The sequence below is a fragment of the Mycolicibacterium sp. XJ870 genome (assembly GCF_053483975.1).
Genome location: NZ_JBEFTI010000001.1, coordinates 2,094,870 through 2,111,840, shown reverse-complemented (window position 1 = coordinate 2,111,840; position 16,971 = coordinate 2,094,870). Strand labels below are relative to the sequence as shown.

Below are 16,971 nucleotides of genomic sequence, written 5' to 3'. Positions count from 1 at the left end.
GCGGAAGCATGAAGGTCGGAATCGTCATAACCGCAACGGCATTCACCGGTGTGGCAATTGCTCTCGCCACTCCTGCACCAGCAGAGGATCCAGCCTTGAACGGCACCTACACCGCGGTGTGGACCAGCCCAAGCGGGTCGGTTTCCTACCAGTGGGACATCGACACCGCGTGCGACGCTGACGGGTGCGTGGCCCATGTCCGCAACCCGGACGACGGGTGGACGGCCGACCTCCTGTATTCGGGCGGACAGTGGGTGGCAAAGCACCACATGCCCGATGCGATCAGTTGTGCTGACGGGCGCACAGTCGCCGGCACGCAGACGGTCACCCTCGAGCACGCTTCGCTGACCGGCAGTGCCATTGCCGTTGCCGATGGCGCAGGCTGCGGCGACGGCGCGGTTCCGCCCAGCTCGATCTCACTGACCAAGGTCGGTTAACCGCCTGCGGGGCGCTACGGCAGGAACCGGGCAATCTGTGGCGAGGGCAGCGTTTGGGCCGCACGTGCTTGACGGAAGCCGACCGCGCCGCCCGCGGCGGTGAGCAATACCATCCCGGCAAGTCCGGGCAGCGCCGCGAACAATAGATCCGTGGTGCTTGCCGTCCGCAGGTAATCCGCATAGCCGATACGGAAGGACTCCGGGACCGCATTCGGCGGCAATGAATCTGGCCTTGGTGGTTCAGAATTCGGCAGATTGACGGTGGGCGGATTCGTGCTCGGCGCGCCAGGCGCCCCGGGCGCTCCACCCGGCGGCGCAACCGGCAGGGGCGGCACTACGACGGGCATCGGCGGAACAACGACCGGCGGTGCCAGCACCGGCGCCTGCGGCACGGCTGGCCCCGCCGCAGCCGCGGGCCCAGCCGCGGGCCCAGCCGGGGGCTCGGCCCGGATGACAATGCCCCTGTTACTCGGGGTGGTGGGCACCGGTGCCAGATTGGGAGCCCGGCCGATATTGCTGTTGGTGGGCACACCGCCGCCGCCGCCACCGCCGGACACCGCGGCGGCCGGCGACTGGCCTAGTGCACTGCCGCCGAACGACGAACGCCCCGGCACATTCGCGGACTCGGCCGCGTTGTCTGCCTGCCCCGGCGCCGCCCGGCTCACGCTGCCCTGCCCTGGTCCCTGCGCCTTGTTGGGACCAGGATGCCCCGGCCCTCCGGACCTCTTGGTTCCGCCGTTTTGCTGCGCAGCCACCTTGGCGCCCTGGTCGGACTTCTTTTTCTCCTTGTGATCAAAGATGTCCAAGATGTCCAAGTCGATACCGAACAGATCGGCAGACGCGATCGCGGTGCCGGCCACACCGGGCCCGGCAATCATTGCGCCACAGGCGATTGCACAGCTGATCGCCGTGTTGCGCATCCACGACCGGTCCACGTTCACAACTCCCCCGGAGGTCCGCGGCACCCCACGCCGCACTCACTGGCAGCGTCCATTCTGACACATTTTGCTCGCGAATTGTTTGCTGATCTGCGGTCGGACCCGGCCACTGTCTGCACCAATGTCGGCCGACGGAGCGGCCTGCGGCGATACGCTCAATCCGTGGTGGTCAGCGAGTTCCGACGCTCGGTGTGCATGCCCGAACTTGCGCTGGACAACCCCGTGCCCGCCCGCACTCAGCACTACGCCGAGAGCGTGGCCAGCAGGCTACGGGTGCTCACAATCGCCACGTGGATCGCCGCAGCGGTGTCGGGCGGCTTCGGAATCTTCCAGCTCGCCCTCGGTGGCGCTTCGGGTTCATCAACCTGGCCTTCGCCTGCCTGTTCGTGATGATGCCGCTGTTGTACCGGTTCGGCGAGCTGGTCGCACCGCTGACGTTCTTCGTCATCGCCTACGTCTCCGTGTCGCTCATGTGTTACGAGATCGGCACCGGCTCAGGTTTGCAGTTCTACTTTCTGGTGGCGGCGTCACTTGTGGTGCTGGTGCTGGGAATCGAACGCGTCGTGCTGGCGGCATCACTGGTGGCGTCAGGCGTTGCAGCCACCATCGCCCTGGAGATCCTGGCGCCCAACGACCGTGGTCTCGGCCCGCACTGGACGCTGACGGTCGGATTCGTACTGTCCACGGTCTCGTCGGCGGTGTTGGTGTTCGCCACCGTCTGGTATTCGCTACGCGAGATCGCTCGCGCCGAACAGGCGATGGAAGCCGAATATCAGCGTTCCGAAAGGCTTTTGGCCAACATCTTGCCGGCCACCATCGCCGAACGGCTCAAGGACCCGGCGCGAAACATCATCGCCGACAAGTACGACGACGCATCGATCCTGTTCGCTGATATCGCCGGCTACACCAAGCGGGCCAGCGACACCACGCCGACCGATCTGGTGCGGTTTCTCGACCGGCTCTACACCGACCTCGACGCTCTGGTGGATCGGCACGGCCTGGAGAAAGTGAAGACGAGTGGAGATTCCTACATGGTGGTGGCCGGGGTGCCCAAGCCCCGGCCCGACCACGTCGAGGCGCTGGCCTGTCTCGCCCTCGATATGGCCGAGGCGGTGGCCGGCCTGAAAGATCCGCAGGGCCGAGAAGTTCCGCTGCGGATCGGATTGGCCGCCGGTCCGGTGGTCGCCGGTGTGGTCGGCGCCCGCAAGTTCTTCTACGACGTGTGGGGCGACGCGGTCAACGTGGCCTCACGCATGGAGACCACCGATGTCGAGGGCCGAATCCAGGTGCCGCAGGACGTCCATGACCGTCTCAGCCATGCCTTCGTTCTCGAGGAACGGGGCGAGGTCGAGATCAAGGGCAAGGGCGTCATGCACACCTGGTATCTGGTCGGCCGTCGCGACGACGACGCGGTCATCGACCCGGCACGCTTCAGACCTTCCGGTTCTCCGATTTGATCAGCCAGGCCAACTTCTCCAGCCCGTCGATCAGTTGATGCAGGACATCGGCGGTGGTGGGATCCTCGGCATCGACCGCGTCGTGTACCCGCCGCATCGTGTCGACAGCGGCGTAGATGCGGATGGTGATGAGGTCGACCACCTCGTCGGTGCTGCGTTCGTAGCCGGGGAACGCCGGCAGCGTGGTGCTTGCTGCGACGGTGTCAGACCGGCCGTCCGGCACGGCGTCGAGAGCTCGCATACGTTCGGCGATGGTGTCTGCGCCTTCCCGGGCGAAGTCGACGAGTTCGTCGAGCTGCAGGTGCAGGTCGCGGAAGTTCGTGCCGACGACATTCCAATGCGCCTGCTTGCCCTGAAGCGCGAGTTCGACGAGATCAGCGAGAACCTGCTGCAGGTTGCCGCTGAGCTCGGGAGTTGCGTGGAAACCTTGGATATCTGCGTCAGTTCGGCGTGTACTCATGCCTGTTCCAACGCGGCCTATTCTGGAATCAATCCAGAATAGACTCGATGTGGCTGATATCACACCGCAGTGTCGGCGCCGCGTTGCTCCTGCTCATCCTGCTGGGCCAGCAGCCGGGCATATCCGGCTCCCATACCGAGCAAGACCAGGCCGACGACGATGAACACCACCACCCGGAACATGCCGTCGAGAGTGGCCAGGTCGAACAGGAACAGCTTGGCCGTGGCCGCAGCCACCAGGGCGAGCCCGCCGCCGACCGGCAGCGATCGTTGCGCCTTCGGCCGGTGGGCGGCGTATCTGAACAAGCCGGCCGACGCCACAATCCAGCAGATCGTCGCGGCCATGTGGCCGCTGAAGAACCCGCCGCCGGGGCCGCCGATCAGGACGCCACCAGTGACGGTAAAGGTTGTGACCGAATATGCGATCACTGCCGCCGCGGCGGTCCAGAGCACCCGGGCCGTGTCATCGCCGCCCGACGCACTGACGGGCCAGGACCAGCCGATCGCCACTGCCGCACCGATCGCGAGGATGCCGGCGATCAACACTGAAACGGCGATCCCCGGCCGCAGTTCCGTTGCGTGGGCCAGGGTGTCGGGCGGCGCGTACCCGAGACAGAAGCCACCTCCGACGACGACGAATCCGACGGCTGCCCACCGGGCCACGGCGTCGCGTCGGCCTGCCACGGCAACCACGATCGCCATTGCCAACAGGACCGGCCCAGCAGTCATCCCGTCGAACGCGACGGTGACCGTGATGAGGGCGGCAACGGCCGACAAGGCCGAGAAAATCCGACGCACCACGGGCGTCACACCGGGAAGTCGATCACCGATCGCCACAATCGCCAGCAGCGCGGCTGCCAGGGTGGCAACCATGAGTCCCGCTAAAACTTGATCGACAGCGACCGAAACACAAAGCAGCGGAACCACTCCCAGCGCGGTCAGCACGCCCGTCGCCGCTGCGTTCGTCGTCGAACGCAGCAGCATCAACCCGCCCGCGATCGCGAGGACAGCGGCAAGCCCACAGGCGATCGCCAACGGCACATCCTCCCGGTTGTCGAATGTTGCCACGGCCAACGCGATCAGCAACGGCAACGTGGCCGCAGCGGTTCGCGCCGTGTGCAGCCAGATCCAGTCCCTACCGAGCTGCACCGGCAGCGAGGCCGCCGACAGCGCAAGCATGAATCCGATCATCAGCAGCGTGATGCCGTCGGTGACCACAGGCGCCAATCCGATCAACGGCACCAACACGAGCAGACCAAGATGCTCCGAACCCCAACGCCTCGCCAGCATCAGGCCACCGCCGCCGATGACGGCGGCCAGCGCGAGGCCGACTGTCGCCGGAACCCACTCGTAGATCGTCGTCACGGCGATCACATCCATGTACGCCGCCGCCACACCGGTTGCCGCCAGGGCTATCGCGCCGACGCGACCGCCCGGCCGACGGATCAGCCAAGTCGCGGCGGCAACCAATGTGCCGGACAGTGCCGCACCGGCGATCACCCGGATCTCGGGCCGCAGGATGCCCGCCTGCGCGGCCAGGACGAGAAGCAGCACCACGCCGGTGAGCGTCACGGCCACCCCGGCGACGGCGAGCACCTTGCCGATCCAACCTTCCGAGCGTTCGGCCGGTCTGAGCGCAGGCGCAGGCGCAGCTTGCGCAACGACGGGGTATGGCGCCGGAACCCATTGTGGTGGCGTGGGTTCGGGTTGCTGGGCCAGCATCCGGTCGAGTTCGGTCAGGTCGGCCGACACCCTGGCCATGTAGGCGTGAATGGCGGCGAAATCCGCCGACATTCGGGTGATCAGAAGCCGCTGCGGTTCGGTCATGCCGTCAGCGTGACACCCAAACCCGCCGAGTAGATGAGTAGGACTACTCGTCCAGTCCGTGTTCGATCGCGTAGCGGGCCAACTCGACGCGATTGGCGACCTGCAGTTTGCGGAACGTCGCCTGCACATGGTTCTCCACGGTGCGATGGCTCAGCGACAGCCGGGTGGCGATCTGCTTGGCCGTCAACCCTTTTGCCACGTACCGCAACACCTCGGTCTCGCGTTCGGTGAGGCTTGGCGTGGCCGGTCCACCGTCCGGATGCTGCGCGATACGCCGGTACTCGCCCAACACCAACCCGGCCAGGCCCGGCGTGAAAACCGCGCGGCCCTCGGCGGTGGCCCGTACCGCCTCACCGAGTTCGGCCTTCGATGCGCTCTTCACCAGATAGCCGGTGGCGCCGGCCTTCACGGCTTCCAGCACGTCGTCGCGCTCGTCGGAAGCCGACAGCACCAGCACCCGGGACGACGGTGAAACCGCCAGCACCTCCGCGGTCGCCTGAGCACCCGTACCGTCGCCCAGTCGCATATCCATCACCACCACGTCCGGGCGAACCACGGCGGCCCGGCGACTCGCAGCGGCCACTCCATCGGCCGTCGCCACGACGTTGAACCCGTCGTCGGCCAGGTCGCGCGCCACCGCGTCCCGCCAGATCGGATGGTCGTCCACCACCATCACCGTCGGCGCAGACTCGGTCATGATTCCTCCTCACGTCCGCGGGGAACCGTCAGCTCCCACTCGGTTCCGCAACCCGGCCCGGTGGTCAACTGCGCCGTGCCGCCCAACCAATCCAACCGGCCCACAATCGATTTCGATACACCGAGACGGCCTTGCCGGGCCGCCTCGGCCAGTCGTCCTTGCGCAATTCCCACGCCGTCGTCGCGGATACTGACCGTCACCGAGTCGCCCAGATCCTCCAGCAGCACGAAGGCATGCGCGTCCGGCCCGGCATGGGCGGCGACGTTGTCGAGGGCATTGCTTGCAGCTGCGAACAGTTCATTGGCAACCTCGCGCTCGAGCAGAACCGGCTCGGCCGGCAGGCTGACCGACACCCGGTCGGACGCCCTGCTCGTCAACAAGGCACCGACATCGGTCAGCGGGCCTGCGCCTGCGTCCATCTCGACGTCCGAAGCACTCACCAGGCGGCGCAGCGCCCGCTCTTGCTCACCGGCAAGCTCAGCCAATTGCGCTGTCTCGCCACCGATTTCACGGCCCTTGCGAGAGACCAGAGCCAGCACCTGAATCGCTCCGTCATGGACGCGTCGGGACAGTCGCTCGCGTTCCTCGAGCGCCGCCGCCAGCTGGGCCGCACGCTCGAGTTCCGCGTGCGCACGGCGCGCGGTTTGTGCCGCCATACCGATCGCCAGCCCGACGGCCAACTCGATGACGATGGTCGCATTGCGGCCCAGGTTCACGCTGATATAGCCCTTCAACGCCGCGGCGGCCGCCATCACCGCCAGACCCGTCGCCATGCCCCCGATCGGACCGAACTGCAGGGCCGCCGAGATCGTTGCGTTGGTGGCCCACAGCGTGGTTGGCCACGACTGGTTGTCGGCGACCCACTGGTCGGCAGCGACCAGCTCGGTGGACAGCATCAGCGCGACCACCACCACGATCTCGGCGATCACCCAGGCCGGGCGCCGCCCAAAACCCTTCAGATAGGCGACCGCGCACGCTGCGCTCCACCCGAGCAGGGCCACACACAACGTCCAGGCCAGCACGGGACGCTGCAGATCGTCGTTCACCGCGAACTGGAATCCCAGCGCATAGATACAGCTCAGCAGCCGAAAGACCTGGGCGGCCCGCCATAACGGCGTCACCGGGTCGGGGCGGGGCTGCATTTGCCCAGCATAAGCGGGCTGCGTGGGCTATTACGCTCCCCGCGCGACGGGCCGGCTCGGATCGGAGATCCACTCGGACCACGAGCCGGGATACAACGCAGCGTCCACGCCCGCGGCAGCCAGGCCCGCGACGGCCAGCGCGGCCGTCACACCCGACCCGCAGTAGGCACCCACCTCGGCAGCGCCGGAGACACCGTGATCGGTCAGCAAGGCCTGCAGCTCCGAGTCGCTGAGCAGTGAGCCGTCGCTGTTCAGCAGACCGGTACCGGCGAGGTTCGTCGCGCCCGGGATATGTCCGGCGACCGGGTCCACCGGTTCGACGTCACCGCGGAACCGCTCGGGCGCCCGCGCATCGAGCAGCACATCCACGCCGGCGAACGCCTGCTCAGAGGTCAGCGTGCGGCGTGCGCCGTTGTACAAGTCGTCGTGCACGACCTGCACATCGCCCGGCGCCGGGGTGACTGCACCGGTCTGCAACGCCCCGCCTGCGGCGATCCACGCCGCCAGCCCGCCATCGAGGATGCGCACGTCGGCGATCCCGGCCGCGGTCAGCACCCACCAGGCCCGGGCCGACCCCGCCCGGTTCCAGTCGTCGTAGACCACAATCGGGGCACCGTTCCGAACGCCCCAACGGCGGGCCGCCGCCTCCAGGTCGCGTCCCGACGGCAGCGGGTGGCGACCACGCCCACTCACCCGGTGATCGGTCAGGTCGTTCTCCAGCGATACGTACACGGCTCCCGGCAGATGCCCGCGCAGATACGCCTGTTCGCCGTCGGGCTCGGCAAGTGTCCACCGCACGTCAAGAAGCGTGATCTGAGCGCCTCCGTCGATGCGCTCAGCGAGTTCGTCGGCGGTGACAAATACCTCTGATCGCACCCGATCGAAGCTACATCACCTTCGACAGAAACGCTTTTGTACGTTCATGTTTCGGGTTACTCATCATCTCCCGCGGATTCCCGCTCTCCACGATGACGCCGGCGTCCATGAACACGAGCTTGTCGGCGACCTCGCGCGCGAACCCCATCTCGTGGGTGACCACGATCATCGTCATGCCCTCGGAGGCGAGCTTCTTCATCACGCCGAGGACTTCGCCGACGAGTTCAGGGTCCAGCGCCGAGGTCGGCTCGTCGAACAGCATCAGCTTGGGGCTCATCGCGAGCGCCCTGGCGATCGCCACCCGTTGCTGTTGGCCGCCGGACAGCTGCGCCGGATAGGCGTCGGTCTTGGCCGACAACCCCACCTGGTCGAGCAGATCCCTGGCCCGGGCCACCGCGTCCTTCTTCTTCGCCCGCTTGACGTGGACCGGTGCCTCGATGATGTTCCCCAGCGCGGTGCGATGCGGGAACAGGTTGAAATGCTGGAACACCATGCCGATGTCGCGGCGCTGCTTGGCGGCTTCGCGAGGCGGCATCTCATGCAGCTTGGCGCCGCGTTCGCGGTAGCCGATCAGCTCGCCGTCGACGTACAGGCGCCCTGCGTTGACCTGCTCCAGATGGTTGATGCAGCGCAGGAACGTCGACTTGCCCGAGCCCGAGGGGCCCACCATGCACAGCACCTCACCCTTGCCGACCTCCAGCGTCACGCCTTTGAGGACCTCCAGGGCGCCGAAGCTCTTGCAGACGCTCTCGGCCTTCACCATCGGCGTCATGCTCATACCCCCGGGTTTGCTATCTGTGCCTTGGCCAGCGCCTCCAGCTGCTTGGTGGTCAGCTTGCGGGACACCCCCCGCGAGAAATACCGCTCAAGGTAGAACTGGCCGACCATCAGGACGCTGGTGATCACCAAGTACCACGTCGCCGCCACCATCAGTAGCGGGACCGGCTCGAAGGTGCGCGCGGCGATCTCCCGGGAGGTGATGCCATACAAATCCAGCGTGAAAGGCACCGCGGTAACCAACGAGGTGGTCTTCAACATGCTGATGACCTCGTTGCCGGTCGGTGGGATGATCACTCGCATCGCCTGCGGGAGCACCGTCCGGCGCATTGCCAATCCCCAAGACATGCCCAATGCGGTCGACGCCTCCATTTGGCCCTCCGGAACGGAACTGATTCCCGCGCGGATGATCTCGGCCATATACGCGGCCTCGTTGAGCGCCAACCCGAGTATCGCCAGCAGAAAGAAGATGGACAGACTCTGCAGGTCGAGGTGAAAGAACGACGGCCCGAACGGCACACCCAACTGAATGTTCTTGTAGATCGTCGGGAGTAGACCCCAGAACACCAGCTGCACGTAGATCGGCGTGCCACGAAAGATCCACAGATATGTCCAGGAGACCCACCGGAACACCGGGTTGGGTGACAGGCGCATCACCGCGAGAATCACGCCGAGCATGATCGCCAGCACCATCGAGTAGATGGTGAGCTGCAAGGTGTTTACGAGACCGACCGTCAAGACCCGCTCGTTGAACAGGTAGTCCCAGTAGATGGTCCAGCGATATGCATCGTTGGTGGCCGCGCCGTAGAGAAACAGCACGACCAGAATAACGATGACGACCGCCGTCACCCACCGCCACGGGTGACGCAGCGGGACAGCGTCAATCGCTTCCGGGCTGGCAGGTGACGACGTGTCGACATCAGTCATTTGGCGGCCCTCGTTGTCAGTTGACCGCGCCGTTGATCACCGGTTTGTCGATAACACCGTCTTCGAGGCCCCAGTTGGCGGCAATCTCCTTGTAGGCACCCGTATCGATCAGATGCTGAAGCGCCTGCTGCAGGGATTGCGCCAACGCTGAGCCCTTCTGCACGGGCCAGCCGTACGGTTGGGGGTCGAACGTCTCACCCGCTGCTTCCAACTTGCCGTTGCTCTGCTGGATGGCATAGGTGGTAATCGGCAAATCCGCCGACATGGCGTCAGCCTGGCCCAGTACAACGGCGTTGGTCGCTGCGTCCTGCCCATCGAACGGAATGATTTCGATCGGCGGCTGGCCCGCGTCAGTGCACGCCTTGCTCTTGGCCGGAAGTTCGTCGGTTTCCTCCCGCGTAGTCGCCTGGACGGAGACCTTCTTTCCGCAAGCATTGTTCGGATCGATCGCCGACCCGGGCCGCTGGGCCCACAAGATGCCGACGTTGAAGTAATCGACGAAGTCGACCGTTTGCTGCCGCTCCTTGGTGTCGGTGAACGACGACATGCCGACGTTGTAAGTACCGCCCTGGATGGCGGGGATGATCTTGGCGAAGTCCGCCTCGCGGTACTCCGGCGTGAGTCCGAGCGTCGCGGCGACCGCATTCATCAGGTCGACGTCGAAGCCGACGATCTTGCCGCTTGCATCTTTGAACTCATTGGGAGGGTAGGGAATGTTGACTCCGATAATCAGCTTCCCGGACTGCCGGATCGGCTCCGGCACAGTGTTGGCGATGTCATCGACCTTCTCGGCCGCCACCCCGGTGGTTTCGGGTGCCGATTCGCCGCTGTCCGTGCCACTCGCACAACCCGATAACGTCAGTGCGGCACTCGCGGCAAACACCGCCGCGACGCGCCAGAACTTCCCCCGACGACTTTGACATCCACTTTCCACGGTTGCCTCTTCTTTCTGCATCGGGCCGTCTCCGTCTGCTTGCAGGCGATCACGTTAACGACCATGGACCCAGCGCGCACTGCCGGTAACCGAACATTAACGACCCTGGTACGACATCACAGCCGTACCGTAAAATCCACGATCCGCACCATTCTGTGTGCCAAACTGCGAACATGGAAACCACTGCTCCCCCAAGCTTGTTGCCGCATCTGTGGAAGTGGACGCTGGCGGCCGGCGTCATCGCAGTCATATTGGGAATACTCGTGTTTCTGCGGCCCGGTGCCGCCATCATCGTCACCGCGATCTTCTTCGGCGCCTATCTGCTGGTGACCGGCATCTGGCAGGTCGTCCTCGCGTTCAGTCTGCGGTCCTCGGTCGGTGGACGTGTGCTGCTGTTCATCAGCGGTGCGGCCGCGCTGGTTCTAGCCGTGCTCTGCTTCGTCAATATGCAGAACTCGATCGACCTCCTGGCCATCTGGATCGGTGTCGGATTCATCTTTCGCGGTGTGGCGACAGCGATGTCGGCTGTCGGCGATCCGTCCCTACCCGGACGGATCTGGGAGATCATCATGGGCATCGTCAGCGTGATCGCCGGCATCATCATGTTCGTGATCCCCATCGAAGGACTGGTTGCGCTCACCCAGGTCACCGGCATCATCCTGATCGTGCTGGGGGCGTTCGAAATCGTTTCGGCGTTCGGCATCCGCAAGGACGCCAAGAAGTTGAGCTCGCTGCTCGCCCCGCCGTCGTCGCCACCGGTGACGTAGGACACCGGCGATCTCCATGCCGAGATGCTGGTTGCCGGCCCGAATCTCTACTACACTCTGTCGTAGATTGACCTAGCGACCTCGGAAGTAGGGTCAGATGGACGCTCTGGATGTGTCACGGTGGCAGTTCGGAATCACCACCGTCTACCACTTCATCTTCGTTCCGCTGACCATCGGGTTGGCGCCGCTCATCGCCGTCATGCAGACGGCGTGGGTGGTCACCGGCAACGACAGTTGGTATCGGCTGACCCGGTTCTTCGGCAAGCTGTTCTTGATCAACTTCGCGATCGGGGTGGCCACCGGAATCGTGCAGGAGTTCCAGTTCGGCATGAACTGGAGCGAGTACTCCAAGTTCGTCGGCGACATCTTCGGCGCCCCACTGGCGTTCGAAGGGCTGGTCGCGTTCTTCGTCGAGTCCACCTTCATCGGACTGTGGATCTTCGGCTGGAGCCGGCTCCCGCGACTGGTGCACCTCGCGTGCATCTGGTTGGTCGCCCTGGCGGTCAACGCCTCGGCGTTCTTCATCATCGCGGCGAACTCGTTCATGCAGCACCCCGTGGGCGCCCGGTTCAATCCGGACAGCGGGCGGGCCGAACTCATCGACTTCGGCGCCCTGTTGTCCAACAACACCGCGATCTGGGCGTTCCTCCATGTGGTTGCCGGATCATTCTTTGTCGCAGGCACTTTCGTCGCGGCGATCTGCGCGTGGCTGATGGTTCGTGCGCACCGCAGAGGCGATGACGAGAGCGTTGCAGTCGAATCTCCCACCATGTACCGGCCCGCGACGATTCTCGGCAGCTGGGTGGCGTTGGTGGCCTCGGTGGTGCTGTTCTACACCGGCGACATACAGGGCAAGCTGATGTTCGACCAGCAGCCGATGAAGATGGCATCCGCGGAGTCGTTGTGCGACACCGAAACCGACCCGAAGTTCTCCGTTTTGACGGTCGGCACCCACAACAACTGCGACAGCGTCATCCACGTCATCGAAGTGCCGTACGTCTTGCCGTTCCTGGCCGAGGGCACCTTCAGCGGGGTCACCTTGGAAGGCGTCAACGACCTGCAGCAGCAGTTCGAGGAGCGGTTCGGCCCCGGCGACTACCGACCCAACCTGTTCGTCACCTACTGGTCATTCCGGGCCATGATCGGGCTGATGTTCATCCCGCTGGCGTTCGCGCTCGTCGCACTCTGGCTCACCCGCGGCCGCCGCATCCCGCATCAACGCTGGTTCGGCACGTTCAGCCTCGTCACCCTCCCCACACCGTTCCTGGCCCATTCGGCCGGCTGGGTATTCACCGAAATGGGCCGCCAACCGTGGGTGGTGGTGCCCAATCCGACCGGCGATCAACTGGTGCGCATGACCGTGCAGGAGGGCGTGTCCGACCACGCGGCCGGCACGGTGTTCTTCTCGCTCGGGGTGTTCACCCTGCTGTACGGCGTGCTGGCCGTCATCTGGTTCTGGTTGATGCGCCGCTATGTCGTAGAGGGTCCGCAGGAGCACGACTCAGAGCCCGCCCCGCCCAAGCCGCCCGGCGATGACGAGGTGGCACCGCTGAGCTTCGCGTACTGAAAGGTCGTGATCGCTGATGGGACTCCAAGAACTGTGGTTCGTCCTGATCGCTGTGCTGTTCCTGGGATTCGTCATCCTGGAGGGTTTCGATTTCGGCGTCGGCATGTTGATGGTGCCACTCGCTGCAGCCGGTGAGGGTGATCCGGAGAAACGCCGCCGCACGGTACTGAACACCATCGGTCCGGTCTGGGACGCCAACGAGGTCTGGCTCATCACCGCGGGCGCCTCGATGTTCGCTGCGTTTCCGAACTGGTATGCGACGCTGTTCTCCGCGCTCTATCTGCCATTGCTGGCGATCCTTTTCGGCATGATCCTGCGCATCGTCGGCATCGAGTGGCGCGGCAAGATCGATGACACCAAGTGGCGCTATTGGGCCGACGCCGGAATCGCGGTCGGGTCATGGCTACCCGCGATCCTGTGGGGTGTCGCGTTCGCGATCCTGTTGCGGGGCTTGCCCATTGACGAAGAGCAGCGCGTGCACGCGGGGATCGGAGACATCCTGAACGCCTACACCCTGCTCGGCGGGCTGGCCACCGCCTCGCTGTTCGCCTTCTATGGTTCGGTGTACATCGCGCTGAAAACCGAAGGGACAGTGCGTCAGGACGCCTTCCGGTTCGCCCGTGCGCTGACCGTGCCTGCGGTCGTGTTCGCGGGTGGCTTCGGACTGTGGACGCAGCTGGCCCACGGCAAACCCTGGACCTGGTTGGCGTTGGGCATCGCGGTCGTCGCGCTGCTTGCCGCGGTGGGCATCATGTGGTCCGGTCGCCTGGAGGGTTGGGCGTTCGCCGCGACTGTCACCGTCGTGGCCGCCGTCGTGGTGCTGATCTTCGGTTCCATGTATCCGCATCTGCTGCCCTCGACACTCAATGCGGACTGGGGCGTCACGATCTACAACGGGTCCTCGACCCCCTACACGTTGAAGATCATGTCGTGGGCGTCGCTGACGCTGCTGCCGTTGGTGCTGATCTACCAGGGTTGGACGTACTGGGTGTTCCGGAAGCGAATCTCTGCCGACCGCATTCCGGAGTCGATCGGATTGTCACGACGGTGGAGCTGAGACTCTGGCGCTCATCGGCGGTCATGCGCCGCTACCTGGCCGCATCGGTGGCCTGTGGGGTGGTCATCGCCGCTGCCACCATCGCAGCGGCCGTGGTACTGGCCCGCATGGTTTCCGGCGTCATCACCGACCCGGCGTCGCGCACCGTCGCGCACTGGGCCGGCCCACTGTGGATCCTGCTGGGGCTGTGGGTGATTCGCACCCTGGCACAGTGGTTGCAAGGACGGCTCTCCCAGCGCGGCGCCACCGCCGTGATCGCCGAACTGTCCGGGCGCCTGCTGCATGCGGTGACCGCGCTGCCGCCACGGCGGCTCGCCGCCGAACGCGATGACGCCGCCGCAGTGATCACCCGCGGTCTCGACGACCTGCGGCCCTACTTCACCGCCTACCTTCCCGCTGTATTCCTGGCCGCCATCCTCACCCCGGCCGCAGTGATCGCGATCGCGGCATACGATCTGCCCTCGACGGTCATCGTGCTGATCGCACTGCCCCTGATCCCCCTCTTCATGGTGCTGATCGGGCTGGTCACCGCCGACCGATCGAAGGCCGCACTGAGCGCCATGACGACCCTGCAATCGCGGATGCTCGATCTGGTCGCGGGCCTGCCCACCCTGCGGGCGCTCGGCCGGGTCGGCGGCTCGGCCGACCGCATCGCCGAACTCGGGGCCGCTCACAGGCGTTCGGCCATGTCCACGCTGCGCATCGCGTTCCTGTCCGCGTTCGCGCTGGAGCTCCTGGCCACGCTCGGTGTCGCGCTTGTCGCGGTCAGCGTCGGGCTGCGGTTGGTGTACGGGGAGATCACGCTGTCTGCCGGGCTGACCGCGCTACTGCTGGCGCCGGAGGTGTTCTGGCCGTTGCGTCGCGTCGGCATGGAATTCCATGCCGCACAGGACGGAAAGACCGCTGCCGACAAGGCTTTTGCACTGCTCGATGAGTTACCCGCGGCGGCCGGCGACGCTCGGGCTGTGCCGGCGCCCGGCGCGTCCATCCACGTCGCTGCACTGGGCGCCGACATCGAAACCGGCCGGGTGACCGTACTCACCGGTCCCAATGGCTGCGGCAAGACCACCATGCTGCAGGCGATCCTGGGGCTGACCGTACCGTCGCGTGGTCACATCCTTGTCGGCGATATCGACCTCGCCGATATCGACCTGCCGTCCTGGTGGCGTCAGGTGGCATGGCTGGCACACCGTCCGGTGCTGATTCCCGGCACCGTACGCGCCAACCTCGAACTGTTCGGACCGCTGGCCGATCTCGACAGTGCCTGCCGAGAAGCGGGTTTCGACGAGGTGCTTGCCGAGCTACCGCAGGGGCTGGACACCGTCATCGGCCGCGACGGCGTCGGGTTGTCACTGGGCCAACGCCAACGCCTCGGATTGGCCCGGGTGCTGGGTTCGGGTGCACCGGTACTGCTGCTGGACGAGCCCACCGCACACCTGGATGCACAACTCGAATCGCAGGTGCTGGCGGCGATCGTCGACCGGGCACGTGCCGGCGCAGCCGTCGTAGTGGTCGGGCACCGGGAACCGGTGCTGGCGATCGGCGACCACGTCGTGCGACTCGGAGGTGAGCTTGTTGCGCAATGACCCGCTGCCGGCCACCATCGCTCTACTGCGGCCGAGATTGCCCCGGCTGCTGCTGGCCATCGTCCTGGGTGTCCTGGCGCTGGGCAGTGCCCTGGCGTTGGCCGGGGTCGCCGCGTGGTTGATCGCCAGGGCATGGCAGATGCCGCCCGTGCTGCACCTGACGGTGGCGGCAGTCGCGGTGCGTGCGCTCGGCATTTCTCGCGGCGTTCTGGGCTATTGCCAACGGCTGGCGTCACACGACACTGCGCTACGGGCTGCCGAGAATGCCCGTGTCGGGTTGTACCGCCGGATGGCCGACGCACCGGCCGACGTGGCGATGCGCTTGCCCAGCGGTGATCTGGTGGCCCGCGTCGGCGATTCCGTCGACGAGTTGTCCGACGTGCTGGTGCGGGCGGTGCTACCCATCGCGGTCGCGGCGGTGTTGGGTCCGGCCGCGGTCGGCGTCATCGCGGTCATCTCCCCCGCGGCCGCCGCGGTTCTGGCCGCGTGCCTGCTCATCGCAGGTGTGCTGGCGCCCACCCTCGCCGCCCGGGCCGTCACCGACGCAGAAACCCTCGCTGCACAGCAGCATTCGCACCGGGACAGTGCGACGATGCTGGCCCTCGACCATGCCCCGGAACTACGGGTGAGCGGCCGTCTGGCGGATGTCATTGCCGAAGCCGAACGGCGCCACCGTGATTGGGGACGTGCCATCGACCGCAGCGCGCGACCCGCGGCGATCGCGGCCGCCATGCCGAGCGCGGCCATCGGGGTCAGCGTGCTGGGCGCCGCGATCGCCGGAATCGCGCTGGCACCTGCGGTCGCGCCGACCACCGTCGCCATCCTGATGTTGTTGCCGCTGTCGGCATTCGAGGCCACCACTGCGCTGCCCGATGCCGCGGTGCAACTCACCCGGTCCAGGATCGCCGCCCGCCGACTGCTGGATCTCACTGCGCCCGACAGCCAGGCGCGCCCACGGCCGCCGGTGCAATCGATCGAACTTCCGCCCGGCGGTCGGCTGGCCGTCATAGGTCCGAGCGGATCCGGAAAGACCACGCTGCTGATGGCACTGGCCGAGAAGTATGGTCAGACATCGCGGCGCGCAGCATTTTTCGCCGAGGATGCGCACTTGTTCGACACCACCGTGCGCGACAACCTCCTTGTGGTCCGCGGCGACGCCACCGACGCCGAACTGCACACGGCGCTGCAGCGCGTCGGCCTCAACGACTGGCTCGCCGGACTGCCCGATGGACTGTCCACCGTGCTCGTCGGTGGCGCCGCCGCGGTGTCTGCCGGTCAGCGTCGACGCTTGCTCCTGGCCAGGTCACTGCTCTCAACTTTCCCCATCGTCCTGCTCGACGAACCGACGGAGAATCTGGATGCCGATGACGGTCAACGGATCCTGACCGACCTGCTCACCCCGGGTGCGCTGTTCGCGCCCGACCGGACGGTCGTGGTGGCCACCCACCACCTGCCGGCACACATCGATTGCCCGATCATTCACTGTCCGGGACTCGCCGCCGCCGTCGGCGAGTAGCCTCACG

15 protein-coding genes and 1 pseudogene are annotated in these 16,971 nt (G+C 66.0%); 7 read left to right on the top strand and 9 right to left on the bottom strand.

All coding sequences use genetic code 11. From position 1 onward, the window contains the following. Nucleotides 1-8 precede the first annotated feature (8 nt). Nucleotides 9-437: a hypothetical protein gene (locus tag ABQF30_RS10370; protein WP_448462961.1), complete on the top strand. Its 429-nt coding sequence runs from the start codon at nt 9-11 to the stop codon at nt 435-437. Nucleotides 438-451: 14 nt separating this feature from the next. On the opposite strand, the gene ABQF30_RS10365 is transcribed toward ABQF30_RS10370, so the two are convergent. Further along, the gene (locus ABQF30_RS10365; RefSeq protein ID WP_448462959.1) at nt 452-1,372 is read right to left on the bottom strand and encodes a hypothetical protein; all 921 of its coding nucleotides are present in this window, start codon (nt 1,370-1,372) and stop codon (nt 452-454) included. A gap of 198 nt (nt 1,373-1,570) precedes the next feature. On the opposite strand from ABQF30_RS10365, the pseudogene ABQF30_RS10360 reads away from it, so the two are divergent. Then, nucleotides 1,571-2,832 (top strand): annotated as a pseudogene (locus ABQF30_RS10360) (adenylate/guanylate cyclase domain-containing protein). Here ABQF30_RS10360 and ABQF30_RS10355 read toward each other — a convergent pair. From ABQF30_RS10355 to ABQF30_RS10320, 8 genes are read right to left on the bottom strand one after another with little or no spacing between them, the layout of a single operon-like run. Then, the gene (locus tag ABQF30_RS10355; RefSeq protein ID WP_448462957.1) at nt 2,807-3,292 is read right to left on the bottom strand and encodes a Dps family protein; all 486 of its coding nucleotides are present in this window, start codon (nt 3,290-3,292) and stop codon (nt 2,807-2,809) included. The pseudogene ABQF30_RS10360 and the gene ABQF30_RS10355 overlap by 26 nt on opposite strands. A gap of 59 nt (nt 3,293-3,351) precedes the next feature. Continuing rightward, on the bottom strand, nt 3,352-5,118 hold the full coding sequence (locus ABQF30_RS10350) for a DUF2339 domain-containing protein (protein ID WP_448462955.1): 1,767 nt from the start codon (nt 5,116-5,118) through the stop codon (nt 3,352-3,354). A 43-nt stretch (nt 5,119-5,161) separates the two neighbouring features. Continuing rightward, complete coding sequence (locus tag ABQF30_RS10345) at nt 5,162-5,815, bottom strand: response regulator (RefSeq protein ID WP_448462953.1); 654 nt, start codon at nt 5,813-5,815, stop codon at nt 5,162-5,164. Continuing rightward, nucleotides 5,812-6,957, bottom strand: a complete 1,146-nt coding sequence (macS, locus tag ABQF30_RS10340; RefSeq protein WP_448462951.1) for a MacS family sensor histidine kinase — start codon at nt 6,955-6,957, stop codon at nt 5,812-5,814. The genes ABQF30_RS10345 and macS overlap by 4 nt, the downstream gene beginning before the upstream one ends. A gap of 30 nt (nt 6,958-6,987) precedes the next feature. Then, the gene (locus ABQF30_RS10335; RefSeq protein ID WP_448462949.1) at nt 6,988-7,833 is read right to left on the bottom strand and encodes a sulfurtransferase; all 846 of its coding nucleotides are present in this window, start codon (nt 7,831-7,833) and stop codon (nt 6,988-6,990) included. A gap of 10 nt (nt 7,834-7,843) precedes the next feature. Next, a complete protein-coding gene (locus ABQF30_RS10330) occupies nt 7,844-8,596 on the bottom strand; it encodes an amino acid ABC transporter ATP-binding protein (protein ID WP_448463600.1) in 753 nt (250 codons plus the stop codon). A gap of 11 nt (nt 8,597-8,607) precedes the next feature. Continuing rightward, the gene (locus tag ABQF30_RS10325; RefSeq protein ID WP_448462947.1) at nt 8,608-9,537 is read right to left on the bottom strand and encodes an amino acid ABC transporter permease; all 930 of its coding nucleotides are present in this window, start codon (nt 9,535-9,537) and stop codon (nt 8,608-8,610) included. 16 nt (nt 9,538-9,553) lie between these two features. Next, nucleotides 9,554-10,492 carry an ABC transporter substrate-binding protein gene (locus ABQF30_RS10320; RefSeq protein ID WP_448462945.1) on the bottom strand — a complete coding sequence of 313 codons (939 nt, stop codon included), beginning with the start codon at nt 10,490-10,492 and terminating at the stop codon, nt 9,554-9,556. Nucleotides 10,493-10,644: 152 nt separating this feature from the next. On the opposite strand from ABQF30_RS10320, the gene ABQF30_RS10315 reads away from it, so the two are divergent. The 5 genes from ABQF30_RS10315 (at nt 10,645) to ABQF30_RS10295 (ending at nt 16,964) form a co-directional block, all read left to right on the top strand. Then, entirely contained in the window at nt 10,645-11,238 is a 594-nt protein-coding gene (locus tag ABQF30_RS10315; RefSeq protein ID WP_448462943.1) for an HdeD family acid-resistance protein, read from the top strand. 97 nt (nt 11,239-11,335) lie between these two features. Further along, nucleotides 11,336-12,805 carry a cytochrome ubiquinol oxidase subunit I gene (locus ABQF30_RS10310; RefSeq protein WP_448462941.1) on the top strand — a complete coding sequence of 490 codons (1,470 nt, stop codon included), beginning with the start codon at nt 11,336-11,338 and terminating at the stop codon, nt 12,803-12,805. Nucleotides 12,806-12,821: 16 nt separating this feature from the next. Beyond that, entirely contained in the window at nt 12,822-13,862 is a 1,041-nt protein-coding gene (cydB, locus tag ABQF30_RS10305; RefSeq protein WP_448462939.1) for a cytochrome d ubiquinol oxidase subunit II, read from the top strand. Between the two features lie 23 nt (nt 13,863-13,885). Continuing rightward, nucleotides 13,886-15,448, top strand: coding sequence for a thiol reductant ABC exporter subunit CydD (cydD, locus tag ABQF30_RS10300; RefSeq protein WP_448463598.1), 1,563 nt, complete (start codon nt 13,886-13,888; stop codon nt 15,446-15,448). Beyond that, a complete protein-coding gene (locus ABQF30_RS10295; RefSeq protein ID WP_448462937.1) occupies nt 15,435-16,964 on the top strand; it encodes an ATP-binding cassette domain-containing protein in 1,530 nt (509 codons plus the stop codon). Before cydD ends, ABQF30_RS10295 begins: the two co-directional genes overlap by 14 nt. The last annotated feature ends 7 nt before the right edge of the window (nt 16,965-16,971 follow it).

Coding starts and splice junctions, on each gene's coding strand:
- ABQF30_RS10370 (WP_448462961.1), top strand. CDS start 9: ATGAAGGTCGGAATCGTCATAACCGCAACGGCATTCACCGGTGTGGCA.
- ABQF30_RS10355 (WP_448462957.1), bottom strand. CDS start 3,292: ATGAGTACACGCCGAACTGACGCAGATATCCAAGGTTTCCACGCAACT.
- ABQF30_RS10350 (WP_448462955.1), bottom strand. CDS start 5,118: ATGACCGAACCGCAGCGGCTTCTGATCACCCGAATGTCGGCGGATTTC.
- ABQF30_RS10345 (WP_448462953.1), bottom strand. CDS start 5,815: ATGACCGAGTCTGCGCCGACGGTGATGGTGGTGGACGACCATCCGATC.
- macS (WP_448462951.1), bottom strand. CDS start 6,957: ATGCAGCCCCGCCCCGACCCGGTGACGCCGTTATGGCGGGCCGCCCAG.
- ABQF30_RS10330 (WP_448463600.1), bottom strand. CDS start 8,596: ATGGTGAAGGCCGAGAGCGTCTGCAAGAGCTTCGGCGCCCTGGAGGTC.
- ABQF30_RS10325 (WP_448462947.1), bottom strand. CDS start 9,537: ATGACTGATGTCGACACGTCGTCACCTGCCAGCCCGGAAGCGATTGAC.
- ABQF30_RS10320 (WP_448462945.1), bottom strand. CDS start 10,492: ATGCAGAAAGAAGAGGCAACCGTGGAAAGTGGATGTCAAAGTCGTCGG.
- ABQF30_RS10315 (WP_448462943.1), top strand. CDS start 10,645: ATGGAAACCACTGCTCCCCCAAGCTTGTTGCCGCATCTGTGGAAGTGG.
- ABQF30_RS10310 (WP_448462941.1), top strand. CDS start 11,336: ATGGACGCTCTGGATGTGTCACGGTGGCAGTTCGGAATCACCACCGTC.
- cydB (WP_448462939.1), top strand. CDS start 12,822: ATGGGACTCCAAGAACTGTGGTTCGTCCTGATCGCTGTGCTGTTCCTG.
- cydD (WP_448463598.1), top strand. CDS start 13,886: ATGCGCCGCTACCTGGCCGCATCGGTGGCCTGTGGGGTGGTCATCGCC.